At 57.7% G+C, this 25,553-nt stretch carries 21 protein-coding genes; 7 read left to right on the top strand and 14 right to left on the bottom strand.

What is annotated here, in order from left to right; all coding sequences use genetic code 11:
- Positions 1–24 precede the first annotated feature (24 nt).
- The 3 genes from VB738_RS12680 (at position 25) to VB738_RS12670 (ending at position 4,403) form a co-directional block, all read left to right on the top strand.
- Positions 25–3,450: a DEAD/DEAH box helicase gene (locus tag VB738_RS12680; protein WP_323306081.1), complete on the top strand. Its 3,426-nt coding sequence runs from the start codon at positions 25–27 to the stop codon at positions 3,448–3,450.
- 133 nt (positions 3,451–3,583) lie between these two features.
- Positions 3,584–4,090 (top strand): hypothetical protein, encoded by a 507-nt coding sequence (locus VB738_RS12675; protein WP_323306080.1) that lies wholly within the window; start codon positions 3,584–3,586, stop codon positions 4,088–4,090.
- 31 nt (positions 4,091–4,121) lie between these two features.
- Positions 4,122–4,403 carry a galactose oxidase gene (locus VB738_RS12670; RefSeq protein ID WP_323306079.1) on the top strand — a complete coding sequence of 94 codons (282 nt, stop codon included), beginning with the start codon at positions 4,122–4,124 and terminating at the stop codon, positions 4,401–4,403.
- Positions 4,404–4,582: 179 nt separating this feature from the next.
- On the opposite strand, the gene VB738_RS12665 is transcribed toward VB738_RS12670, so the two are convergent.
- From VB738_RS12665 to VB738_RS12640, 6 genes are all read right to left on the bottom strand, one after another.
- Positions 4,583–8,152, bottom strand: a complete 3,570-nt coding sequence (locus tag VB738_RS12665) for a TM0106 family RecB-like putative nuclease (RefSeq protein ID WP_323306078.1) — start codon at positions 8,150–8,152, stop codon at positions 4,583–4,585.
- A 4-nt stretch (positions 8,153–8,156) separates the two neighbouring features.
- A complete protein-coding gene (locus VB738_RS12660) occupies positions 8,157–9,422 on the bottom strand; it encodes a PD-(D/E)XK nuclease family protein (RefSeq protein WP_323306077.1) in 1,266 nt (421 codons plus the stop codon).
- A gap of 238 nt (positions 9,423–9,660) precedes the next feature.
- Entirely contained in the window at positions 9,661–10,038 is a 378-nt protein-coding gene (locus tag VB738_RS12655; protein ID WP_323306076.1) for a hypothetical protein, read from the bottom strand.
- Entirely contained in the window at positions 10,035–10,688 is a 654-nt protein-coding gene (locus tag VB738_RS12650) for a metallophosphoesterase family protein (protein ID WP_323306075.1), read from the bottom strand. Before VB738_RS12650 ends, VB738_RS12655 begins: the two co-directional genes overlap by 4 nt.
- Positions 10,675–11,931 (bottom strand): vWA domain-containing protein, encoded by a 1,257-nt coding sequence (locus tag VB738_RS12645; protein ID WP_323306074.1) that lies wholly within the window; start codon positions 11,929–11,931, stop codon positions 10,675–10,677. The genes VB738_RS12650 and VB738_RS12645 overlap by 14 nt, the downstream gene beginning before the upstream one ends.
- Positions 11,932–11,964: 33 nt before the next feature.
- Entirely contained in the window at positions 11,965–12,642 is a 678-nt protein-coding gene (locus VB738_RS12640) for a MerR family transcriptional regulator (protein ID WP_323306073.1), read from the bottom strand.
- Positions 12,643–12,816: 174 nt separating this feature from the next.
- Between VB738_RS12640 and VB738_RS12635 the strand changes: the two genes are divergently transcribed.
- Positions 12,817–13,563 carry a M20/M25/M40 family metallo-hydrolase gene (locus tag VB738_RS12635; RefSeq protein WP_323306072.1) on the top strand — a complete coding sequence of 249 codons (747 nt, stop codon included), beginning with the start codon at positions 12,817–12,819 and terminating at the stop codon, positions 13,561–13,563.
- 104 nt (positions 13,564–13,667) lie between these two features.
- On the top strand, positions 13,668–13,904 hold the full coding sequence (locus VB738_RS12630) for a hypothetical protein (protein ID WP_323306071.1): 237 nt from the start codon (positions 13,668–13,670) through the stop codon (positions 13,902–13,904).
- A 154-nt stretch (positions 13,905–14,058) separates the two neighbouring features.
- On the opposite strand, the gene VB738_RS12625 is transcribed toward VB738_RS12630, so the two are convergent.
- The 3 genes from VB738_RS12625 to VB738_RS12615 form a co-directional block, all read right to left on the bottom strand.
- The gene (locus VB738_RS12625; RefSeq protein WP_323306070.1) at positions 14,059–14,496 is read right to left on the bottom strand and encodes a hypothetical protein; all 438 of its coding nucleotides are present in this window, start codon (positions 14,494–14,496) and stop codon (positions 14,059–14,061) included.
- A 2,017-nt stretch (positions 14,497–16,513) separates the two neighbouring features.
- Entirely contained in the window at positions 16,514–17,590 is a 1,077-nt protein-coding gene (locus VB738_RS12620) for a papain-like cysteine protease family protein (RefSeq protein WP_323306069.1), read from the bottom strand.
- 2 nt (positions 17,591–17,592) lie between these two features.
- The gene (locus VB738_RS12615) at positions 17,593–18,999 is read right to left on the bottom strand and encodes a radical SAM/SPASM domain-containing protein (RefSeq protein ID WP_323306068.1); all 1,407 of its coding nucleotides are present in this window, start codon (positions 18,997–18,999) and stop codon (positions 17,593–17,595) included.
- 749 nt (positions 19,000–19,748) lie between these two features.
- On the opposite strand from VB738_RS12615, the gene VB738_RS12610 reads away from it, so the two are divergent.
- Both VB738_RS12610 and VB738_RS12605 read left to right on the top strand, forming a co-directional pair.
- The gene (locus tag VB738_RS12610) at positions 19,749–20,261 is read left to right on the top strand and encodes a hypothetical protein (RefSeq protein WP_323306067.1); all 513 of its coding nucleotides are present in this window, start codon (positions 19,749–19,751) and stop codon (positions 20,259–20,261) included.
- A complete protein-coding gene (locus VB738_RS12605; protein WP_323306066.1) occupies positions 20,258–20,512 on the top strand; it encodes a DUF1651 domain-containing protein in 255 nt (84 codons plus the stop codon). Before VB738_RS12610 ends, VB738_RS12605 begins: the two co-directional genes overlap by 4 nt.
- A 288-nt stretch (positions 20,513–20,800) precedes the next feature.
- On the opposite strand, the gene VB738_RS12600 is transcribed toward VB738_RS12605, so the two are convergent.
- From VB738_RS12600 to VB738_RS12580, 5 genes are all read right to left on the bottom strand, one after another.
- On the bottom strand, positions 20,801–21,280 hold the full coding sequence (locus VB738_RS12600; protein ID WP_323306065.1) for a hypothetical protein: 480 nt from the start codon (positions 21,278–21,280) through the stop codon (positions 20,801–20,803).
- 602 nt (positions 21,281–21,882) lie between these two features.
- Positions 21,883–23,229 (bottom strand): APC family permease, encoded by a 1,347-nt coding sequence (locus VB738_RS12595; protein WP_323306064.1) that lies wholly within the window; start codon positions 23,227–23,229, stop codon positions 21,883–21,885.
- A gap of 65 nt (positions 23,230–23,294) precedes the next feature.
- Positions 23,295–23,492, bottom strand: coding sequence for a hypothetical protein (locus VB738_RS12590; protein ID WP_323306063.1), 198 nt, complete (start codon positions 23,490–23,492; stop codon positions 23,295–23,297).
- Positions 23,493–23,739: 247 nt separating this feature from the next.
- Positions 23,740–24,507, bottom strand: a complete 768-nt coding sequence (locus tag VB738_RS12585) for a hypothetical protein (protein WP_323306062.1) — start codon at positions 24,505–24,507, stop codon at positions 23,740–23,742.
- A gap of 97 nt (positions 24,508–24,604) precedes the next feature.
- Entirely contained in the window at positions 24,605–25,336 is a 732-nt protein-coding gene (locus tag VB738_RS12580; protein ID WP_323306061.1) for a hypothetical protein, read from the bottom strand.
- Between the last annotated feature and the right edge of the window lie 217 nt (positions 25,337–25,553).

The following is a 25,553-nucleotide window of genomic DNA, read 5'->3' as shown; positions in this document are numbered from 1 at the left end:
CAGCTCTGCCCAACGAGCAAGCCCATGAACGAAGGCAGCAATCATGTTGAAGAGATTATAAGGATTTGCCAAGAGGCAAATCAACAGCTGCTTATCGCGATGCCCTGGTGGGCAGACGATGAGACAGGTATACGAATCAGACAAGAAGTAGTAACTACAGCCCATCGCGGCATCGACGTGAGAGTCCAAATCAGACCAGATCACTCGAACAGGCGTACTATCGAGGTTCTTAAAAATTGTGGAGTTCACGTCACTGCCTTACCACAGCTACATGGTAAGGCGGTATGTAGCGAACAAGAGCATGCCCATATAACACTCAACTTCTTCAATAAGGATGCTCTTAGGAACATTAACTTTGCCGAGTTCTGCAAAGACCAAGACAAAATCGAAGACTTTAGCAATCAGTTTCGAGAAAGAGAGCACGCAGTTTCTGAGCAACTCGATGGACCTGAGCTTCATACTGACGTCAAAGATCTAGTCGAAGAGATCGCTATTCAAAGGACTCTTCCTTATAGCAGACTCAACCCTCTGCAAAGCCTTTGCACACGGCACGCCCTTTATGGAGAAGAAAACTTACTAGTGATCGCACCCACCGGTGCTGGTAAGACCTTGGTTGGCATTTTAGGGCTACTCAGTGCTTCGATTCGGCTAGATGCTAAGGCAGTCTGGCTTGTGCCTTCAAGAGCTTTAGCTAAGGAAATAACAAAGAGTCTCAAGAACCTGAGTCACCCAAAAATCAAATCCTTAGAGCTGCTTGGAGGCGATGATGCCCATAATGAGCTCCTAGAAAAGCACAATCTATGGATCTGCACAACAGAAAAGTATGAATCCATATTGCGCAGGCAAAGCGCAAACAGAATCACGACCCAGGTTTACACGATAGTCATCGACGAAATACATCTCTTGGCAGACAGAACGAGAGGGGCATTACTCGAATCCATCATTGCACGCATAAAAGATCAAGCCCCATACCCACGGATCATTGGCCTATCAGCTACGTTAGATAATGAAGAAGAATTTGCAGGCTGGTTCAACGCTCGTGTTCTAAAAAGCACATGGAAGCCGAGTAGCCTTAACAAAGAAGTCATTTGCTACCAAGGCGACAGACGTGAAAACTTTTTGATATTAGACAAAAGAAGAGAGCAAGTACTGACTCAAACACTTAGATCCATCAATAATGACAGCCAGAAGAAAGGCGCAACGCTTGTTTTCTGCAGATCGAAAAGAAAATGCTTCAAGCAGGCGATATCCCTCCTTCGAGATCTAACCGAGGTCGAAGATCTATTGGACAGGGTTGACACGAAACAACCTCCGTCTAATGAAGCAAGTGATCTTCTTTTAAGGAATAGAATTGGAATGCACTTCAATGGCTACAGCAAAAGCATTGAGTCGCTACAAAGGTTTAACGACTCCAAAATTGACTTTCTATTTTCAACTACTGGACTTGCCCAGGGTGTTAATACCAAAGCAAAAACTGTTATTATAAGTGAGACTACGCTGGGCTGGAATGAACCACTAGGAATCAATACAGCCAATCAGATGCTTGGTCGTGCTGGAAGGGGAGAGGGGAATGAAGGATGGGGCATCATTATTTGCCCAGAATATGAAAAGGAAAAGTGGTCCGAGGGCATTGAAAAGAGTAGCAGAGTAAAAAGTGGGATGAGCAATAAGCTAGTTGAAGTTATACTGGCGGAGATCGCACTACAAAACATCCAGTCCGGCAATGAAGCAAAGACTTGGTATTCGAAGACTTTTCAAGCATTTTGTGATCAAGAAAGCCGTGAAATCGAACATAAAATAGAAAAGACCATAAGCTTCCTGCTTCAAGAAGGTCTTGTTCTTCTAGGGGATGATGGCGGCCTTGAGGTTTCGAACTTTGGCTTTGCATGCATCAGGCTAATGACGGACATTGATAGTTCAATTAACCTAGTGAAAACGTTACACAGTATCACGCCTAGTCAAGATATTCAGTGGAATGAAATGCAACTTGTTTTGGCCGTCTCTCAAGCGATAAAGTGCGAAGAGTTCTCAGCACTGAAAGAACTTGCTTCATTTGCAGAAATTGCGAACGCGTGCATTAGTAGATATCGACTTGCTGAGAATAGATCAATGCCTGACTTCCTGCTAAATCTTATTGCTATCGACCTTCTTCTATATAACAAAGATAAGATAGACTGTCTGCCAGAAGAGCTGTCCGGTGTTAAGGATAGATGTCTTTACTATATCCCAGAAACTGCGCCAAGATACCTAGCCTTAATCAATCAGATAGGTGCACTTGCAAGCAGCCCATGGATCACAATGTGTGCTAACGATGTTTCCAAGAGAATCAGCTGGCATAGATTGCTTCCGAAGCCTGAAAGAGGAGCTTCTCGCATGATTGGCTTCATTGAATCTCTTAGTGATCCATTGCTTTTGAAGTCAAAGCTCCAAGAAGCATGGAAGTCCGCTCAAGACAAGCATATTCTTACCCCAGATAGAATTCCTGAAGGGACAACGAGCTTTTCTTTTTGCACCAATAAGGCCAAGGCTCAGGACGGGATGCATAACATATTCCACCTCGATAAACTTACAGTTGAGTTCATAGATTCAGATGACATCATCAGAGTTTCTAACTTTCCAGAGGGGACTTTAGAGACGTTCGCGCGAGTTGATTCGTCTTGCGGGAGCAACCAAAAGTATCTCGGTAGAGCAACAACTCTAGAAATCAAGCTCCCTATAACGAACAAGGAGACTGAGGACTATTCAATTCTAGTCTACTCTGCAACGCGGAACGACAGAATTCTTTTTAGCGAGACATTGAAAATCACCAAGGAGATTGACTGCAACCCAGAAAACCAACTTCTAAATATGTTTAAAGCCCTTTCCTCGTCACTTCCCCAGGTGGCGATTGCAAGAAAACAGCATGGGTTAAGAAAGTTCTTGCGTGAGAAACTTTTGGGTCCTCTGCCTCATTCTGATGAATTTGCAGAAGCAATAGCAAAGAAAGACTACCTTGTCGAGATCGCATCTATCTTCAGGCTTGCCAATGACACTGACGTCATGACGGCTTGGCGAATAAATGATCTGATTAATGAATCCATTGAGTTGAGGCCTTCCCTGAATTCCGCGCCATTTGAGTTTCAGTCTGTTGCAAATACCATCACGCATAGCGCAGGTACGATCCTTGATCGAGAAATCACTAAAGCATCTTTAGGAATCAACTGTGGGTTAGACATGGGGCTGGCTTACAACAGCAATGGAGGCTCTGTCTATGCGCTCTTGAAGCATGATTCAGGGTGGGGGCTATTCCAAAACATTCCATTTCACCACGCACATCATCTAAAGGCAATTTTCCCTGAAACGTTGGCTGGCAGCATTCAAGCAATGGCACGCCCAACACAGATGAAGGAGACTTCTACCCCCTGCTACGCGTGGGCTAACGCCTATTCATCTTATAAGGAAGTAATGTGACAAGCTCAGTTTGTGGTGGTCTGGGTTTTCTGGACAGAGCCCATCGTTACCCCCCGAGCTGGGGTACCACCCCGGAAAGGGGCTCCCACCATTGAGCAAACGCCGAACCCATTGCACTGAGTTCGAACCCCTCATGACAGACCTAGACGAATTCCTCCGCTGGAACTCTGGCCACCTTCTGGAGAATCGCACCCGTGGTGCCTATGCCGAGTGGCTCGTACATCGGGCTCTTGGCCTCGATCCTGGGCAGCACCGTGTCGAGTGGGCCGAGGTGGATGTGACGTTTGGCTCCATCACCTTGGAGGTGAAGTCGGCGGCCTTCGTGCAGTCCTGGCAGCATGCGCGCCCGAGCACGATCAGCTTCCCGATTGAGCAGCGCGTGGCCACCGGCTACGTCTTCTGTCTGCTGGCAGAGGAGGACCCCGACCTGGTTGACGCTCTGGAGGTGAGTCAGTGGCTCTTCTGGGTGGTGCCCACAGCCAAGCTCCATGGCGAGCGTCGTTCGATCGGGCTCCAGCCCCTGATTCGGACCTATGGGGATGGCCTCCGCTACGAGGAGCTCGCGAGCCGAATCGAGGCACTCCAGCCAGCACTTCCGGAGGGATCCAGTGGAGCAGCAGAGATGGAACTCCCATGCTAGTACAGGCGTACTTGCCGAGAGCTGCCATGGGGTGCCACCTGCGCCGTTCCACCTCGGGAGCCGGTGCTCCCTGGAGCAGCCCATCGAGGAGTGGCCTTATCTGGGTCAGGAGGTCCTGCAGAGCAGCCGCAGCCGCATGGTCTGCATGACCTGCCATTGGTTTCGCCACCACGCCGGGGTGAACTGCATCCCGGTGCTCACCTGCCAGCTGCACCAAGGTCTGCTCGCCCATGGGGAGCACCTCACGCGCCGCTGCCAGGGTTGGACCGATGACATGACGCGCCAGCGGGGCTGGTGTCCTGAGGTGGCATGAGCAAGCGGCGCGCGGTGGTGGTCTGCGGGGGCGGTGGGCCAGGCACGGCCTCGGGGGCCGCCCATGCGCTCAATGCGGGCAGACCGCTGATCTTGCTGGCGGTGCCGCAGGTGTGGCGGGACTTCTTCTGCTCGCTTAGCAGGAGTTCATCGACATCAACGACGTTGAACTGTTTGACATCAGAATGGACGCGATGAATCAGCGGATTCGCTACCAATCCACATGCCGCTATCACGAAGGCTTTCCTGCGTGATCCGGCACAAGCGATTGATCTGCTCCGCTTCCGCCACCGTGCTGGCGATGCCGGTCGCCAGGCCAGGAGAACCCACCACGATCGAGAGGCAACGGGCACGGCTGATGGCCACGTTGAGCCGGTTGGACTGCAGCAGGAATCCCAGACCTCTGGGGGCGGCATCGCCATCGCTGGCCGTGAGGGAGTGGATGGCTACGGGGGCTTCCTGGCCCTGGAATCGGTCCACCGTTCCCACCCGCGCCCGGTTGCCTAGCCGTTGCTGCAGCCGGTTCACCTGAACGTTGTAAGGGGCCGTCACCAGGATGCCGTCGGGGGTGAGCACCCCGCTGCGCTCGCCGTCGCCGCTGGCATGGCGGTAGGTGGACCCCAGCAGGGCTTCCACCAGCAGGGCGATGCGCTCGATCTCCTCTTCCGAGCAGACGCTGCGACCGACGTGCTCCACCGCTTCAAACACCAGCCCCTGGGTGGGGAGGATCTGGCCCGTACTGCCGATGAAGGGCTCCCGCCACCCGATACGGTTGATGGCATTGGCGGGGCTGGCCTGGAGGCGGCCGTCGTAGAAGAGCGCCGACACCATCGCGGTGAGCGAGGGTTCCATCCGCCAGCTGGTGGCCAGGAACACGCCCCGATCGGCCGGCACCACAGCCTTCTCCTGCATCAGGTACTCCAGGCAGGAGCTGCCGCTCTCCCCCGGGTGATCGGCCTGGCTGGGCTGGGCCAGTTGCTGCTGGTCGCCCACCAGCAGGATCCCTCGGGCGCAGCGGGCCATCACCAGCAGATTGGCCAGGGACATCTGCCCCGCCTCATCCACCACCAGCCAGTCGAAGGCCCCCTCCATCAAGGGGCGCGCGAACATCCAGGCCGTGCCGCCCACTACAGCCATCGAGCCTGTGAGGGCATCGGGTTTGCAGAGCGCCACGGGCTGGCCGACCAGGCCTTTGTCGTCCTTGGCGGTGCTGCACTTGACCACCTGCTGGCTAAGGCCACGCGCGGCGCAGGTGCTGTGGGCCTTGAGCAACAGGTTGTTGATGGCGGCGTGGCTGTTCGAGCTGATCGCCACCCGCAGACCGCGCTCCACCAACTCGGCGATCACCTCAGCGGTGACGGTGGTCTTGCCAGTGCCCGGGGGGCCCTGCAGCGCCAGGGTCAGATCGCTATGAGTGGCCAGAAACGCCGCCAACTGGATCGGTAACGCGCTCGGATCGGCCGCGAGGGCGGCATTGAGCGGGACCAGTGGCTCGATGGCACGTCGCTCCAGCAGGTGAACGATTGCGGTAGGGATGGGCTTGCCACCATCCACCCAGCTCTCGGCCTGGGCCAGCAGGCTCTCCCGCAGGGCTTTGCTGATGTCCTCGGGTACCTGGATCAGAGCCAGGGGGACTTTGGGGAGCTCAACGTCAAGGCCTTCGGCCTGCCGCTTGTCTCTGGCGCTCCAGGCGTACTTGAGCGTGAGGATGCCCCTCTCGCCGTCGATCACTACAGCCGGGAGCTTCTGGCCGGTCTCGGGGATCTCCAGCCTGATGGGCCCATCTCCCTCGGCGACATGGAGCTTGAGGGTCTGGCTCGGGTCGAAGCAGAAGGTGTGCAGATCGGCCCCGGTGCGGGCACTTTGCACACTCTCGGAGCCTTGCAAGACAGCTCCGTTGATCGCCTCGCCATCGGCATCGAGTTCCTCCGGGCTCTGCAGAGCCTTACCCCTGCGATCGAAGTAGGCCCACCAGGCCACCTTGGCCTCACGGTGATGAAACGGCAGCAGCTGGGCCAGAAGGCGCTGCACCCGCCAGCTCAGGCCCCGCGGACCCGGCTGCTCCTGTGCGAGCCGTTCAACTTCTGGGGCATTGGCGGCTGGTTCGCTCTGGAGCGGCTCGGGCAACTCAGCGATCAATCGGGCGCTGAGGGCTTCCAGGGGCCAGGGTTCCGCCTCAGGGCGTTCCTCCTCCGGATGTTCGAGGGGCTGCTCGGGCAGGCCCTGGGCGCAGCGCAGATCCAGCAACCAGTCGTGCAGCAGCACGGTGGAGATGCAGTCGTCGCGGTTGTAGTCCTCAATGGCCTGAAGCCTGGGGCTGCCAAGGGGAGCTGTGCCCGGCACGGAAGGCTCACAGGAGGACTGCCAGTGCAGGTAGGCGACGACGGAATCACCGGCGTTGGTGACATCGGCGTCACGGGGACCCATGTAGAGCCCCTCCACCTTCTTGATCGAGTAGCTGCCCTCACCTAGGACGATCGAGCGGGTGACGATCGGCAGCAGGTCGCAGAGAAGATCGCTGCGCAACCAATCGTCGATCACTGCTTCTCGGGTCTGGTGTTGCTGGGAGAGGCGGCGCATCGCCGACTTCTCATAGCTGGCGTAGTGGTAGACGTGCAGGCCTGGATGACGGCGCCGCCGTTCCTCCACCCAATCTACAAACCCCTCGAAGGCCCGCTTTTCTCCCAGGGGGCTATGACCCCACCAGGCGATGAAGGCTGCCGGCTGAGCCGGAGCCTCCCTGTAGCAGGCCCCAAAGAGGTATTCGAGCTTCTTGGCAGCAACCGCATCCTGGATGCCCTCCATGTCGAACCAGATGTCCCCGGCATCGGCGGCGGGCAGGGCGGCAAGTCCCTTGCCTTGCTGCAGGGGGCGCACCAGGAAGGCGGGCTTGCCATCGGCCCCATGGGGCGTGAGCTGTAGCTGAGCCTGCTGCCGCAGCTCAAAGAGGGCCTCGGCGGCCAGGCCAGCAATGCTGGAGCAGGGAGGCAGTTCGGCCAGCTGCTCGATTGTGTGGATGCCGGCGGCCTTGAGCTTTAGGCGCTGGTTCTGGCGCATGTTGGCCACCAACACCAGATCCCGCTCGACGATAAGGCGCTCCTCAATGAAGGCGCTCCAGCTGCCGTGATCACCGGGTTCATCCTCCGGCGGCGAGGCGGAATCAAAGGAAGCACAGAAATCGCGGTAGCGGTTGCGGAGCTGTTGGTACCAGGCCCAGAAACGATCGGTGTCATAGGCCTGGAAGCGGCCACCACCGAGAAACAGCTCGAAGCGATCGGGCCGTTGCCAAAGCAGGGGACTGAGCAGCTCGCAGTAAGCACAGGCCTGGACAAGAAAGGTGGTGCGGGGCTTGCTGGCCAGCTTGCATTCGATCGGGATGTAGCTCCAATCCCCGAGGGCTGAGGGTCTGTCAATCCTGCGCAAGACGTCGGCAGAACCACGGATCTCGCCGTTGTTCAGTGACGCCTGGTGGATGAAGTCGAAGCCATCTGCCATGGCGGCCCTGGTGGCGGCGTAGTCGGCCTCACGCTGCTGGCCGGAGAGGCGGGCGATGCGATAGCCCTCGGCTTCCAATTGGTTGAGCAACACCTGCTCAAGGCGCAGGCCATCGGCGAACAGCTGTTCATCAAGGCCCGAAGGCGGCGGCTGCACACCGCTGAAATGCCCGCTGGCCTTGAGTTCCTCCCACCATGCTCCGATCCGCGGACTGCGGCTGAACAGGGAGAGCTGGCTGGGGGTGATCAGGCGCATTCCTCTAATTCACAGACTCAATATCAGCCAGGGGGAATGCACTATAAATGGCCTTGATTTCTTCACTGCGGTTCAAGATGGTACGACTCACATCGCTGACGCTTTCTACAACCCCGGGCCACTCCGTGTCAAAAAGATCATTCATTGAGTTATCGTTAATTCTTTCAGTTATGTCTTTTACATCAAATCTCTTTATGGTTTTGACTGAGAATTTTGAGCTGCTTTGCATGTCCAGTGATCCTATGGCCTCAATCAATATTCTTCGTATATCCTGATCTCCCCTAGGGTGGATGCTAGTCCTGAAAATCACAATAAGTTGATTGCTTGATTGAACAGAAAATTCAAATTCAAATAAAAACTGCTCCCTCCTGTCCCAGCCACCAAAGCCATCTCCTTTTCTAAGCAGCAAGTTATCAAGTTCTCTCGTGGTAAACCGCAAAAATCTCTTGCTTCTTGACCCTTCTACATATCCCTCAATATTAATCTTGCTGAAAAGATAGTCTTTCACTTGACTGACTGCATCAGGTTTGTTTGCAAAGATAAAGTCAAGAGCTTCTTTGTGGTTCGCATACAGCTGTTGAGCCAGCTCGTTGAGGTGATCCTGTTGCATGAGATTGCGTCGAATGTTGAGAGTGTAGTCTTTAATATATGTTTTTATATTTGAGGGAAGTGTTCGATCGTGGAGCAGTAGCAGCCTTTCTGCATGTACGACAATTTTATCGTACGAATAGTTAACATAGTGCTGGCGCTGATCTTCGTCATTGGGCGACCTCCCATCAGGTGTTAAATACACAAATACTGCATCATATCTTGGTTTTGGGAACTGACTTTCAACCACATTCCTGTAGCTTGATAGCTGGTTCTCATGGTCGGAGCTGTAAACCTTATTCTCAATGCAGACAACATGTCTATCCAGGATAACAAGTATATCAATGTTATTCCACTCTCTTCTGATTTCGGCTGTTATGGGCGAAGTGTCGGTTGGGCTGAGGGAATTAACTCCATGTTTTTGGTTTTCCAAGCTGATGTCCCGAAGAAAGCGACGAAGGAAGGCATTGCCCATGCCGTGACTTCCCTTTGGGTCGAACATCCATGCCAAGAAATTAGAATGACGAATCTCAAAGTGCTGGATACCAAGAATGGCAAATATGTTTGCCTCCTTTAGTCCATGTTCAACTTTGTCAAAAGCGACATCATTGACAAGATCGCTGTACTTTCTGAGAATGTCTGCCGTTTCAGGATTGTTTCCTTGCCTTGAGGAGTCAGTCATCAGTTGCGTTTTCTTGTCTGATCGTTCTTGTTGTTGCGACGCTTTTTCCTGTGCATCAATAAACGTGCTTGTTGGTAATGAGAGGCTTGATCATGGTAGCAGCTTCTGCAATAAGGTGCATGTAAGCTCGATGTGCTGATGAGATCTCCACGCGAGATTGCCACTCTTCGAACTTCTTAAGTCCACTAATCTTTCCAGCCGGATTTGACTACTGCCTGGCAGGCTAGAGATATAGGCATCACTCCTTCCCGGTTCTGTAGACGGTCTCCCAGGATCCAGGGCCACGCGAGTTGTACTGGTCGAGAGGAGGCACCACCAGCATCATTGTCCCAGTACGCCTATAGAGCTGGGGCAGAGGTCCCGTCGGCTGCCAGAGGTTGCGTTTGCGGACGACCAGATTCACCACGTCTTCGCAAATCCAGACGCGCTGCTGAAAGGGTGCATCGGTGGGATGCAGGCTGAGAATCTCATCGAGGGTGAGCGCCTGCAGGACAGGCGATAGGGCCTCATCAAACAGGAGGTAATGGAAGGGGCTGTCGATGGCCAGATCGAGGGCCTCACGAAAGAGGCCGAGGTAGGTAAGCCGATCTTGTCGGCTGATCACTTGTCGTTTCATGGTCCTGCCTCCACCGTTGCAAAGGATGGAATCTCCAGCCGCAGTGCCGTCAGGACTCCGCTCTCATACGCCCCCGTATCAATCCCAATCCGATGCGGCAGCCGCGTCACCTTGAAGTCTTGCCGAAAGGTATGCCCATGCACCACCGTGTACGGCAACCCATGGGGCCGGCTCAGAAACGGCCGCCGGATCCAGATCAGATCGTCTGTGGCTTGGTGCTCAAGGCGGATTTGGGGGCGCACGCCCGCATGGACAAACAGATAGCGGCCGCGGATCGCCGTGTACGGCAGCTGCTCGAACCAGGCCTGGCGCCCGCGGGCCAGGGGCAGGAGGTCGGGGTTGGCGCCGTTGCAAAGCCACAACTCCACGTCCTCATCCGGCGCTCTCGGCCCCATCGCCTTCAGCAGCATCTGCTCATGGTTGCCCCGCAGTACCGTCACCGCCGCCAGCCCGTAGGCGCCGGGGTTCTCCTGCAACTGCCACACCCGCTCCAGCACCCGCCGGTCGCCATCGGCTTCGGGGGCCCGATCAATCAGATCCCCCAGGAAGATCAGCTCCGCACCTGACCCCAGGTGCGGCCTGAGTTCCTGCTCCAGCAGGGAGGCGCAGCCGTGCACATCCCCGATCGCCACCACATCAGGTGTGGTCATCGTCTTTCTGCCAGACGTTCAGGCTGGAGCGATGCGATTCGTTGCTCAGGCGCTTGCGGCCGCGCTTGGGATCGCTCTTGAGCAGCGCCAACTTTTCGCTTAGCAAATCCAGTTCCCGCGCCAGTTTCGGGCTGGAGGGCATGGCCAACAGCTCGCTGTACAGCGTCCCCAGGCTGGCGCTGGCGCTGCCGATATCACCACGGTCGAGCTCGGCGATCACGCGCTTGCGCTCCCGATTGGCCTTGAGCAGCGCAAGCTGTTCAGCCACCGCGTCATCAGGCTCCAGTTGCTTGATCTCGTCGCTGGCCATCACCGGCAGCTGAAGGTGCTCAATCAGGCTCTGGCGTTCGCTGCCTCCGGGGGCCTCCCAGGCCAGGCGCACGCTGAGGATCTCCTGGTTGGGGAGCCAGGCGGGCAGCTCCAGCTCCAGGCCCACGTTGAGCTCCTGGCCGGCGCGCAGGTTGGGCATCTGGTGGTTGCCGGCCGTGGTGGACTTGAGATCGTTGAGCAACTCCACCACCCGGCCGCCGTGCTTGCCGCGCACCCCGAGGCTCACCCGCCGCCCGAAGGTGCTGGCCAGTCCCTGGAGTTCGGAGGCATAGAGATCGGCCAGCTGGCTGGGGGATTCGATGTGGGCCAGGGTGCCGTCACCCGCTGCGGCCATCGCCCCCATCAGGTCTTCATCGAAGTCGTCCCCCAGCCCGAAGGCGCTGGTGCTGATGCCGCGATGGGTGAGGCCTGCCACCTTGGTGGCGATCGTCCCCTGATCGGTGAGGCCCTGATTGGCTTGGCCATCGGAGAGCAGCAGTACCCGGTTCATCGCCCCGGGATCGAGGTGCTCCGCCACCTGGGTGGCCCCAGCCCGCCAGCCATCGAAGAGCGCCGTGCTGCCGCCGCTGTGGATCGTGTTGATCGCAGCGATGAACGGCTGGGGATCGGCTACGGGTGTCGAGGGCACCACCACCCTCACCTCGTCGTCAAAGGTGACGATGGCCAGGCGATCGCGGACGGTGAGCTCCCCGGCCAGGAAGCGGGCTGCTTTACGGGCAAAGCTGAGCTTGATGCCGCCCATCGAGCCGGAGCGGTCGATCACCAGGGCCAGGTTCAGGGGCGGCCGCTGGCGGCCATCAGCTTCAGGGGCAGCTTCAGGAGCGGTGATCGTGAGCAGCAACTCCAGGCGGCTGGGGCGATCGGAAGCCACCGCCGGCCGCAGGGGCCGGAAACGCAGGTTGGGTTGGGTCATGGTCTTGGGAAGTGGTGGGACGGGGGGAACGGTTCAGCGGGAGGCGTCATCGAGCAGGACGTTGAGGCGGTCCAGGAGGTGCTGGAGCCATTGCTGGCGCCGGGGGCCGGCAGGAGGAGGAAAAACGGAGTCGCGGACGTGCACTTCGATGCCGGGGGCGAGGGTGAAACGCAGCCAGCGGCTGCCGTTGTCGCTGGAGCGGGATCCGGTGGGGGTGTGGTCGGAACGGGAGCGGGAGGACAGTGGTTTGTTGAGCATCCCGAGGACGGAGCCCATCGCGGCGGCCTTTCGTGCGAAAGACAGTGACCCCTCGGCCGGAGCCTCGGTGTCTTCAGCCCTGGAGGGCAGATCCCGCAGGTACTGCAGGGCCTCATTGGCCGCGGAGTCGGAAGGAGCGGTGGCCGCCGCCCCCTCCCCATCGAGCTGCTCAAGCTGCTGCTCCAGATCGGCGTCGGCCAAAACGCAGAAAGGAGCAATCGCGGAGAGGCTGAGGCCGCGCCGGGCCAGGGCGCGCACCAGCACCAGCTGCAGGAGATGGCGATGGCAGTAAACCGCACTGCGCCCCTCCTTGCCGGGGCGATCAATCAGCCCCTGGGTGGCATAGAGACGCACGGTCCGCGGCGAGATCTCCTCACCCAGCAGCTTGCCGGCGGCAACGAGGAGATCCTCAAGGCCGTAGAGCGCATCAGCAGGGGTGGAGACCTTGACCATCTCTCAATTATCCACACTTGCAGTGCAGGTGTCAAGCGATTAGGCTGTGGGTATCGCTGTCAAATCGCCATCGACCACTCCGCCGCCCAACACGCTCCCGACCACACCCAGCTGCTGGAGCATCTGCAGCACCTGGCCCGGCCACGCCACGCCCGCTGGGATCCCATCGGCCTGATGGCGGTGCGTGCCTATCTGGGCGAACAGCTTGGTGCCTTGGGTCCCGTGGAAGAGCACCGCTTTTGTGAGGGGATCGATGCGGGCACGAACCTGATCCTCAAGCTCCCCGGCCAGCAGCCGCAGCTCGATCCCCTGCTGGTAGCGGCCCACTACGACGGCCCGCTGCATTCGATCGGTGCCGACGACAACGCCTCCGGGCTGGCGGCCCTGATCGAGCTGGCAGTGCATTGGACGTCCCACCCGCCCAAGCGACCGGTGTGGATCGTGGCCTTTGATCAGGAGGAATGGGGCATGCTCGGGAGCAGCGCCCTGGCCCGGGAGCTCAAGGCCAGCGGCCAGAAGCTCAAGCTGATGGTGAGTCTGGAGATGCTCGCGTACACCAGTGAAACCCAGAACTACCCCCATCCGGCGATGCGGGCGCTTTACGGCGATCGGGGCGATTTCATCGCCGTGGTGGGCAACCTTGGCGCCTCAGCGATGCTCCCCGGCCTGGCGCACCGGATGGGACAGCATGTGATCACCAAGCTGCTGCCGGTGCCGGATGCCGGCCGCTCGATTCCCGATGTGCGACTGAGCGACCACAGCCCCTTCTGGGATGCGGGCTACGACGCGGTGATGGTGACCGACACGTCATTCATGCGTAACCCGCACTACCACCAGATGAGCGACACCATCGACACCCTCGATCTGCCCTTTCTTGCCGCCGTCACCGAAGGACTGAAAGCGGGATTGGGAGCGCTCTGACCTTGTGATTCTGAAGTGAGGTGTGAGGTGGTCTGGGTTTTCTGGACAGCCGCCATCGTTAACCTCTGAGTCTCGGCACCACCCCTGAGAAGGTGCGCCCACCCATGAGGAAACGCCGCACCCGGTGCACCGAGTTCAATGCCAGGGACGCTATGGAGGCGATCAGTGGCCGCAAGACGCTCCAGGAGATCGCCGCCGGCCATGTGGAGCGCCTGATCCAGGTGGGCCAGTGGAAGAAGCAGCTGCTGGAGTGCGGCAGTGAGCTTCCGCGTAGAGGAAATAGTCGCATGCCATTGAGGCAGCTGTGTAACGGCCTCGGGAGGACCAGCATCGGTGGTTAACCACTTACGCCGGCCCCACCCCTGCCCAGGCCTTCATAGATCACCCATCGCCTTCGGCTCACTGCCCCGAGCACGAAAGAAGTACCGCTCGGCAATGCATTCTCCGAGGCATATCGATCTCGGCGCTTTTGTTTCCTGTTTCGGAGCGGTGCCATCAGCAACCCTGTGCCACATAGACCGGGATGCTCACCGAATCGCCTGGCTGACCGGAATAAATCCGGAGAGCCCCATTCCCTCCGAAGGTTTCATAGCCAGTTCGCTTGCTGGTGAAAGTCAAGTCCACCTGATAGTTGCCCTCCCTGCCGCTGTAGACGCTCGGAGTGCTAGCCGGCGCACCCTTGGCCGGATCGGAGCGTGTGAAGGCGATCGAGCGCATCTGGCCGTTCAGCTTCAGCACCATCGTGCCGTTGTAGTCCCAAGCGGCATACAACGGTCCTTCCCAGCCTTTGCTGCCACGACGGGAGGCAGCACCACTGCAGCCCATGATTCCTGTGTCCTCGAATTTGAACGTCCCCACGGAAGGCACCGCAAGGGCTGAAATTGGCATCAACGTCAAGCTCAAAGCAGCCAGGAATAACGAGAGTCTTTTCATGGCGACCGCATTAGTTTCCCCAGGCTATACAACGCGTTACCTATGGCCCGAATGAGCTCCGGTCATCCGCTGAGGCCGGAGGGCCTCTCCAGCGTTCCCGGGGCGGTCATGGCGTGAGCAAGTGGCAGCCGGCTGGTCGGGGATTCGGCCTCATCCCCCCGAGAACGAAGAGCAACGGGGTGTGACACGCCTCAGTGCCTTGCCATGCAGAGCCTGGCATCACTTGGCTGGACCGAGCGCTCGGGGTTGAGCTGGAGGGTTTGAGGGATGGCGATGGTCACCCTCGGTACGCCTTAGACGTGCTCGGGGGAGTGGAGGGGGGTGCTGAGTGGGGGATCTGGAAGGGACTGAACCGACCTCAGTGGTTAACCAATGGTGCCGGACTCACCCCGAGGCCGTAGCACCGTTACCTCAATTGCTTGCAGCAGCGTCGTCCTTCCCCTCCAGGAGATCGCCGCCGACCGCGCGGTGAACGCGATCCAGGTGAGTCAGGGGAAGAAGCAGGCAGTTGAGTCAACACCGTATCGTCCTCGGGGGACACGCGAAGGTGGTTAACCACTGACGTTGAACCCACGCCTTCATTGGCCACCTGGTCGCAGCGCCCGTGACTCAGATCCCCCCCGAGCACTCAATCCCGTTGACCCAGCAGCCGGGGACGTTGATCGCCGGCTGACCCGGACAGGGCGGACTGGGAGTCACCAGGGTCCGGACAGAGCAGCAGCATCACCCTCTCCCCAGTCCCCAGCTCACTCCGGACTGGCCGGACAGGCCGGACAGGCCGGACAGGCCGGACAGGCCGGACAGGCCGGACACACCATTATCAGATAAATGAGAGATATCCCCCCTCTTGTGGAGCAGACAATCAGGAGAGGGGGGCAGAGCCTCGTCCGGGGTGTCCGGGTGGTCCAGCTCAGTGGGGTTGCCGAGCGCATTCGTCGATAGGTGGAGCTGCCCCATCCCCGAGGGCGACCAACTTCCGTTATCAGCAGTGCTGCCCAGGTACCGCAAGACCGCCACCGCCAAGCGCCAGCCACTTGTGGCCGTGCGCAGACTGATGCCCGCTTTCGCAGCAAATGCCTTGAGCGGTACACCCTCATCAAGATGCCGACGGAGGAGGCGTTCCCGACTGATCGGCGTCAGACGGGCAAGTGGGTGGCTATGCATGGGTGGTGAGGTCTTGGGACGGGCGGTGACACCCCGACCCTGGAGACCTCACACACAATCGTCAGCTGAACAACCTGGTGGGACTACACACCTAGCGGAGAGGATGCAGTGTATGGAGCGTGCGATATGGCAGAACATTGGCCAGAATTAATATTTAACCCTGCTCTTTCTAATTAGCAATCTTTAATGCTCCAATGATACGGAGGTTCCCATAGTCTTTCTAAATAGAGGCATAGAGGTCTTCTCCTCACTTCGGGCAGAATGCTGAATAACTCTGGTGACTTTTGGTAGGCGCCGCAGGCATCCAGTGGATCAACGCTTTCACATTCCGACATGCACTGCTTACGCGCCTCCTATGTTCGACTTAGACAATTGATTGACCACCATGCCATTAGGAAGCAAAAATCTCTCTTTATCTTCTAGCGTGAATCGCCGTACGACGCTCAGATAACTTCTTAGTTCATGGCAAGGCTCCCAAAAGTACCCAGGCTTAATTACGAAAGACTGTCCCGGAAACTTGTCCCTCAGGACGATTGTCATTGCAAGGTCGTCGTATATTTGAGGAGCCTTCGATATACACGCGGCTTCAAGCATATTGCTGGTTTCGTCCTCAATTGATACATATATCAAGTCATTGAATTCAGGCGCTGATGTAGCATCAAGTGGATATACAGAAAAGTTGGATGCGCCATTTAAGCCCGTAACCAAAATTGGAGTTAAGATATGATTGGGGATGGACGGTCTAATGGAAGTGTCGATAGCCTTAATTCCGTTGAAACCCAACTTGGTCATCATGTCTATGGCTGTATTAATTGAATTCATATGTTAAAAACTGGCATGGTTCTTCATTCACTTATGCTCCCCCTACAGTAGAAATGGAGAATGAATCTGCAGTAACGCCGCCCGGTAGCAGATACATCTCTCTACCTTCCAACCTGAATCGGCGTGCAACGCTGAAAAAACTTCTTAGTTCAAAGCAAGGCTTCCAAAAGCATCCGGGGATAATGTCAAGAAGTTGTCCTGGATATTTCTCCTTCAATACTAGTTCTGCTTCTTGGTCATTATAAATTTGCAAAACGTTAGTAAAACTGGCGATTTCGAGAAGATTATTCGTCTCATATTCAATTGCTACATATACGAGGTCTCGAAACTCATTTGTTAATGATCCGTCAAGAGGAACGATAGTATAGCTGGGGGCGCCATCTATGCCGGTAACTAGAATAGGATCTACTACGGGTGCGCCACCACCTGCAATTCTAGTGGCCCCAGAGAATCCATAAACATCTAGGTTTGCAAGGGCGGAGTCAACTATACTTCCAGCACCACCTCCCGGGATGGATAAAATCTTAGAGTTTACATTTAATGGCTGGAACAAATTAGGTATTTGCGGCTTAGATAAAGCTACTAACTTATCCTTCCATTTTAGGCCATACGTATTTGGCATAAAGTATTGCTGACTAAGTGCAGCCATGAACTTATACCCTTCGCTGGGGTTCTTGTCTGATGGATCAAGATAGTGAATTGCCGTAACCTCTATAGGTTCTCCCGCTACTTGGTTAAACCTAATGCCATCAATTACTGTCCAATGAGCACCACTGTTGACTAGGCAGACGCAGGGAATGCCATCCACATGAAGGGCATGATAGATGTTCTTCAAATGTTCATCCAATGTAACCGATGAGTAGGCAATCAACGGTTGGTTTGGAGTAACGGTACTTAAAAAACCGCAAAGGCCTTCAGGACTTGAATAGAATGCCTCTGGGTTCGTTTCGGTGTTTAGCTCGCGTATCTTCTGAAATGCAGTGCTCTGGTCAACACTGACGGGTCCAAAAAATGAAATGTACATCTGCCCACAAGTGGGGCCGCAATAATTAAACTTCTCTTGATGAAAGAATTGAATTGGCTGTACTTTCTCGTCTTTTATGCTCATTGTTATTTGGCGCCTGTGGCTTTTTCTGATGTATTTGCCGAATTCTGCAATCGAAGATCAATGGCACTACCAACTTGATCAACACAGAACTGGATATGATGCTTGATAGAGTCGCAGGGTGGTTCAGCAGCGTTCATAAATACTCTCGGATGAGAGCATCCTCCCATGCATAATGGCAACACTTTGCAATCATGACAAGCTGGATAGGCGAAAGGCGTGAACTCTCGCCAACGGCGTGCAATATCGGAAGCATTATCTGACAAATGTAGCTTATGCACATTTGCCATCGCTTCTGCTGGTGAACCAGCACTATGCCAGCACCGGCTTATGAAGCCTGCTGGGTCGATTACATGCATGTTACCCAGTGTAGCACCACAAAAATGTTTCTTTGGTACAAGTTTCTTTACTAAATCCTTGAACTTCACTGGATTGTCTGAGATGTTTTCAAGAAAGTGTTCTTTTTCAAAACTTGCGTAATCTGCGCGACTTAGACTTGAAGACTCTTTGATTCTCGAAACATCTTCAGATCTGCAGTCTCCGCAGGACCCGACTGTACAGCCTGAGTCATCGTTCGAGGCAAACTCATTTTCATGCGCAAATACTCTCTCTGCGTAGATATTCTCGATACCATATTTGCCGAGATAGCTGATTATCTCAGGCACCTCACTTAAGTTTTCAGTTGAGACGTTGATGCGTACACGTATGGTTAGGTACTTGTTTGCGTCTATGATATTTTTTAAGATTATCGAAGGATCTCCATTGACATCCATCACACCTCGTTTGTGTTTACCCTTGAAAACCAGTGAGTCGAATGAGATCTGCGCAAAGCTAACACCTACTTCTGAAAGATCTTTGGAAGTGCTAGGGGTGAGTAACGTCCCATTAGTGATTATCTTCATGTCTGGGCACGGGAGTCCAAGATTTTCAGCTAATGCATTTAGTTGACGAGACATATTAATAACAGTTTCTTTTGCTAGCAGAGGCTCGCCTCCGAACCATGTACAATCAAACGTACTTCGGCCTTCTTCTTCGAGCAGACTCCGAACATAGCGAAGGGATGCTTCCTGCGTGTTAGGAGACATAAACTGGCCATGACTATGGTCTCCTTGAAAGCAGTAGTCACATGAAAAGTTACAGGCAAGGGTTGGCAGTATTGTCAAGCTGACACGACTTGCTTGGTGTCTTTCATCCTCAAATATGGAAATAATCTGGTCAATCTCGTCTCCATTATGAAGAAATCCCATGTTTGTAAGTTCTTTCTCACTCTTGACGCTTTTAATCGGGTCACTGCTCTGTAGGGTTCCTGCAATATGATCCGAAAGTAATGCAAAAATACCGGTTCGCGCATTGTAGCCTAATATTCCATCTTCACGTTTGACAAAGTAGTTGAACTGAGAACGTTGCAGCATTTGAAAGCCTCTAATTGCAATTTGCCAGTCAGCAGTCCTGTGACATTATCCAGGAGCGATATAACCTCTACTTATTTGTTTTGCTTTTGTCTGCATCTACACTTGAGTATGCGATTATTGGAATATGCCTCTTTTGATCAAGGCTTTATTAATAAATGGTGGCGCTCCATGATGGTCATGGCAGGCGCCACCAAGTTGCTGCGCTTAGGCAGCTCAAGCGGTTTTTAGAACTAATTAAACTGAACCCCGCAACTCCCCCCTCCTGGCCCGTCGATGACGACTTCGATTTTCTTGATCGTCGTGCCGTCAGGTACCTGTTGACTTAACTTGGCAATGACAAATGACTCTTCTTTCAAATTAACCACTTGGACAATGTCCGAGAGTTGAAGATCGTTTTCTGGCATGTCGTGAAGCCACCTCTATGGCTTGGGGCAGATAAATCATTATCTGCAGTTCGATTCTATGGGCAATTTGTTTGCATGTGATGCAGATATGGCGCAGACGCGCTGCAGAAAGTAACACAAGCTTGCAGCTATTCGCATCTGCTTCTTCGAGGGCATAGCTGAATTGCCATTGTTGGTGATATGTCTATGGTCTAGGAGCATGTCGCGCATAGATCCGTGCGCCCCTTCTCAAAGACGGCTGTCCCGTGTCAATCAGGTTGACGGGCCCGCAACCAGATTGTCGTGGCACAGCCATGGTTCGACCGAAGACACGACGCGACAGCGTGGCTGGGCACCTGAAGTGGCATGAGCAAACGGCGCGCGGTGGTGGGGGTGATGGGGGCCGGAGAAGCTGCCACCGCTGAGGGTTTGGCCCTGGCCGAGGAATTGGGGGAGTGCATCAGCTCCAGGGGATGGGTGCTGCTCACCGGTGGCCGCCCGGCGGGGGTGATGGCGGCGGCCAGCCGTGGCGCGGCCCGGGTGGAAGGTCACCTGGTGGTGGGGGTGTTGCCCGATGAAGGGAACGGAGAGGAGAGGCAGAGCACGGCGGTGCTGGATTTGGCCGTATTCACCGGCATGGGCAAGGCCCGCAACGTGATCAACGTGCTCAGCGCCGATGTGGTGGTGATCTGCGGAGGCGGCGGCCCTGGCACGGCCTCGGAAGCCGCCCATGCGATCAATGCGGGCAGACCGCTGATCCTGCTGGCGGTGCCGCCTGTGTGGCGGGACTTCTTCTGCTCGCTCGGCAAGGGGGTGGAGAGTGCGAGCGACGTGGAAGAGTGTTGCCGGTTGATCGAGGCCAGGCTCCGAAGGGTATGAGCCGGCCAGCACCGCCTGTCCCCCTGAGCCCGCAGGAGGGATGGCTGAGCGACGGCCGCCAGGTCCTGCGCTTTCGCCCGACCCGCTGGGAGCGCCAGGTGCAACGGCTGGAGATCACTACCGGAGAGCTGCTTCCGGATCAGGAGATCCCATTGCTGAAATCACGCCGGGAACTGAGCCGGGCTGAGGCCCTCAAGCTCTGGGCTGAGAAGCGCAAGGCGGGCTGGAGGCCCTGCAGCCCTCAGTGGTGATCTGGCTCTCTTGAAGTTGAGGCCCCAACGCCTCTTTCGGCTTGCCGTACTGACAACCACGGCTGGCAGATCTATTAATGAATCAGAGGCCACGACCAGGGCAGCGCGAGCCCAGACCCTGCAACCGGCCCAAGGGCGCTCGATACGGGGCGCCCTTCTCATTGGTGACGAGTTTTGCGGTGACTATCCCCAGAGAATGCAGGCCCAAGAGGGCTGCCCATGACTACAACCTTTGCCGTTATTTCTGACCGACTCCTCCAGAGGTGACCTTCTTTGGCTGTGCGCGGCTCAGGGCCGTAGCATCACTGCCAGCCATGGGCGACGATCGGTCGGGCGGTCCGGGTCACTGGCCCTACCGGCGCGCTGACCAAGGCGCCGCAACCGGAAGCCATACGCCAGGGCCTCGGTATGGATCGCCTCCGAATTGGCGGGGTCGACGCCCAGCAGGCCCGCCAGCAGTTCATGGCGAAGAGGGAGGCCGTCGCGGGAACTCTCCATCAGAAACCGTGCGACGGTGAGTCCATCGAGAGGGGCGACGGGCTGGGCCTCGGTAGGCGGCTGCTGGCTGACGGCCTCCACCAAGGCTCGATCCAAGGACTCTCGCTGATCAGGCGTCAGAACGTGAGCGACATCAGCTGAGCCAGGAAGCTGGACGGCAACGGGAACGATGCCGAGCCATTCCATCAGCTCCTGTGCGGCGGTACCGCCGATGCCGACCCGGTCGATCCAATCGTCAAGGCGGATGGGCTCGTTGTAGGTGCTGTTCATGGTCAGGCACAGGGATGGATCAGGGTCGAGAAATGGATGCGGCGAACGATGATTAAGGCTCCAGTTCCAACGTAAGGACGTCACACCCCCGAGAACGCTTCCGCCGGCCCATTGACGGCAAGAAGGCTTCATCAGTGGGCTCCACCTTCGGTCGCGTCCTTCGGGCAAACGGCCTCGGGGAGTCCGCTCCATGAAAACCCCGCACCCCTGGCATTGATGGATGCGATGCCCCTGGCCACGGCGCCCTACAGCCCTCAGTGGTCATCGCCACAACGACTGGATCGGATCCATCCCAGAGTGGCCTTGCCACTTGGGCCTGACAGGCACCTGTCGATGAGCCATAGCTATTTGTGGGATGCGGCCCAGGGATGGCTGCATCTGACAGACCATCAGGTCAGCTCTCAGCAGCTCTCAACATTCGATGCCATCGCCAGGAAGGCTTGCTGTGACAGGGATCCGCTTGGCTCATTTCGTGCTCCCAAAGCACCCGCGCTACCAAGCTGCGCCACGCCCCGATGGACTCACCCTAGTCGACGTTCCGGCAACAACCCCTGCGGTGACAGCACGGCAAGACGGGGGAGCCCCTGGCAGGGGCCATGGCCTCAGGGGGTTGGACCACGGCGGAACCCGTGGTAACCCCAGCGCCAGAGCAGACCCAGGCCCAGCACCGCCAGCCCGCTGCGCCAGGCCTCCGCCGGCACCTGGAAGGCCAGCAGCAGGCAGCTGATCAGCCCCAGCCAGGCGAGAACGACCGGAAAGCGTCGCTGCTGCGGCTCGAGCCGCAGGACGCAGAGGTTGGTGATGGCGTAATAGCCGAGCACCGTGAAGGCGCTGAAGCCCCAGGTCAGCTCCAGCCGGCCGCTGAGGCTGAGCAGGGCAGCAAGGGCCCCGCTCAGCAGCACAGCCGTCCTGGGACTGGTGCCGGCCGCGTCGAGGGCCGCCAGGCCTGTCGGCATGTCGCCGCGTCGGCCCATCGCCAGCCACACCCTTGAGAGCCCCAGGATCAGGTTGAGCAGCACCCCTGCCAGGGCGAGGCTGGCCCCCAGCGCCACGATCCAGCTGCCCCAGGGCCAGCCCGCCTCCAGCAGCAGCCGGGCCAGGGGCGGTGTCGGCCCGGCGGCCGAGGCGGCTCCGGCCGCCGCCACGCTGCTGGCCAGCCCCACCGGACCGGCCAGGCGCAGGGCCGACCAGGCCACCGCCAGATAGAGCAGCAGGGCCACCGTCAGGGTGAGCAGCACAGCACGGGGAATGGTGCGCTCGGGCCGCAGCACCTCCTCCCCCATCGTCGCGATGCGGCCGTAGCCCGTGAACGCGACGAACACCAGCGCCGTGGCCTGGGCGATGCCCGCTGGTGCGGCGGCCGAGGCGATGGCGGCGTCTGGCAGAGCAGGCAAGGTGGCCGCCCCCGCCACGAACAGAACGAGGCTCAGCAGGGTGCTCCCCACCAGCAGGCTGTTGAGCGCCTGGCTGCGCCGCAGTCCCGCCAGGGCGGCCGCGGTGATCAGCCCCACCGCCAGCGGCGGCCACCAGCGCACGGCGAGGGGATCCACCCCCAGCAGGGTCCCCAGATAGGCGGCCAGGCCGATGGCGGCGGCGGCGGCCGACGCCGTCTTGGCGCAGAGAAACAGCCAGCCGGCGGTGAAGCCGGCCATGGGCGAGAGCAGGCGGCGGCCGTATTCGTAGCTGCCGCCGCTCACCGGCATCAACGCCGCCAGCTGGGCGGCCGAGAGCCCGTTGGCTCCCGCCAGCAGGGCCGCGAACAGGATGGCCAGGGGGAGGGCCTCGCCGGCGGGTTGGGCCGCCAGGGCCAGGCTGACGAACACGCCGGTCCCCAGGATCGACCCCAGGCCGATGGTCAGCGCTCCAGCGAGGCCGGTGCCCCGACGCAGGAGGCGTTCATCGGGTCGGGAACCACCCTCGGACGGGTCGGGCCGCAGGTCCGTCGTCATGGAACCCCTCGCATAGCCGGGATTCTCGCCTTCGGCAGGCCGTTGAGGATGTGCTCCCCGACCCCTCACCCCCAGCGCCGCCGCCGGCTCACCGCCACGCAGCCGTCGAAGCCGGGCATGGAGCCGAGAACGCGAAGATGCGCGCCAAAGAAGGCCGTGGTGGACCCGGTGTAGGCGCTGATGCCCGAGAGCTCAGCAGCGCTTCCCCTCAGATGGGTGGCTTTGGTGGCCTGGGTGCCGAGGGACCAGTTCTGCAGGAGCAATGGCTGCCGGGTGAGGGCACCACCACAGCGGCCATTGCGAGCACAAATGGCTACTCGAGAATTTGTGTATTCTCTTCAACGATGTCACTGAGATAAAGAAGGAAATCAATTCCAGCGAAAAGCCAGCTCAGAATGGGTTCAGAGGCAGGGGATAAGTCAAGCAGCCATGAACCCCAATCGCAAAGCCTGCCGATGAAGAATCAATGCAGAGCTTGTCAAGGCCACAGCCATGCCGACAGGATGATCCTTACTTGGCCGGAAGGTTGATCTGATCAGTATCGGAGAAAACCCTCATTAAAGGGTCGAAGTCGCGCAATCGCCGATCCAGCTCAATAGAGGTGATTACATCTGGATCATCACATTGAACTTCTGATTCAACAACGGTCTTGCTGGCCCCTTGGACCGTTGAACAAAGGATCGGGACAAGGTCTTCGTTACTGTTTAACTGCCACATCATGCGTTTACCACCAAGCAGATGGCGATCGGGAGGGCGGGTCAGCACCGGCACGACCAAGCTTACTTCTGCGGCCATGTAGGCATCAGGAATGCGAACAAGGAATGATCGCTCGATCGTTTCGCCTGGATGGATGATATCGTCATCGAACATCCGTCCAGCAGCGAGCGTTGAGAATTCACTGCCAACGATATACTTCTCCGATTGAAGAAGGGCCTTTCCAATCAGGACGCCGTTGGCATCTTCTAGAAAAGCATCCTGTAGGCCTTGCCTTCGATCAACTCCGAACAGCTGCCAGGCATTTGTCAGCAGATAGATCTTGCGGCTGCTGGAGTTGGTTGCCGTGAGTTTCAAGGTCATCTCCCTACTGCCGTCGGTCTTGCGATGACCTTCGCCCGGCGTTAAGGAGATACCGAGATTGATGTGGGCAGGGGCCCAGGACGGAACCAGGACGCTCTGCCACAAAAATGTATAGATCCCCCAGACGGAGGCCACAACAATGCCGCCAGAGCGAATCCAATCGTGGGTCTGCTCTGAACGCATCCAGCGTCGCAGCCGCAAGAATCTTCCGCTGGTCCCTGCTCTGGGTAGTCCTCCCGACGATCTTTCGCTGTTCAATTTGTCAGGATCGGATCCCTGTGAACGGCCCGGCATCAGGTCATCTTGAACGGTTGGAGGGCTTCGGAATGCCTGGGGAGGCTGCTTTGAGGCCACCGATCCTGCGGGGGCACGGGGCGTTGGCGCGGGGCCGGCAACGGCTGCCGATCACGGCCATCAGGCTGCTGCTGGCACGCTCATCCCTGAGCTGCTCCAGCTGGGCCAGGGTGGCGGGATCGGGAACGGTCCCGTTGGCCAGCGCCGCCATGTCGCTATCCGAGCAGGAGGCTCCCGTGGCACCGAAGCCGGTAAGCAACGCATAGGCCCGCTGGGGTCGGGTGCCCATGCGCGCCGTCTGGGAGGCTCCATAGGCCACCAGCGCGGGGCCGAGCGGTTTCTGCTCCTGACTCGGGGGCTTCCTCCCCGGAACGGCCCCGATCAGCACACCCGCCACACAGTTGGCCTGGAGATTGGCAGCGGCGGGAGACAGGGCCACAGCACCGTTCTGGCGGCTGAGGACGCTTTCGGCAAGCCCCATGCCGATCCAGTAGGCCAAGGCCCAGTCGCCGTGGGGCTTGACCCGCAAGGCCAGCAGGGAGGGATCCAGAACCACACGATTGCTTCCCTGGCACCAGACGCTGACACGACCAGGGACCTCCACCTGGGCCGTGCCGCCGCAGGCCGTCTGGAGTCCGACACCAGGCGGGAGCAGTTCGATGCCTGGAAAAGGCAGGGAGGCAGTGGCGGGATCGGCACTCCAACTCTGGCGCAGCTGCTGGGCGGTGCGCTGCACGTCCGTGGCGAGATCCGCGGCGTGGGCCTTCGTGGCAAGGGGGGGGAGGCCAAGGCAACAGGCCGACATTGCCAGCGCAGCAATCACCCCTGCAACCGTTCGATCACGCATCGCCGGGGAAGCCAACACTGGGAACTTGCACCATTCGCCTCCCACTATGGCGGCAACCGACCACTCTCACTTCCTTCCCCTTACTGCAGCAAGCCGCTCGATCGGC

The sequence above is a fragment of the Cyanobium gracile UHCC 0139 genome, from assembly GCF_034931325.1.
Lineage (GTDB): Bacteria > Cyanobacteriota > Cyanobacteriia > PCC-6307 > Cyanobiaceae > Cyanobium > Cyanobium gracile_B.
This window is presented reverse-complemented; position numbering and strand designations above follow the sequence as displayed.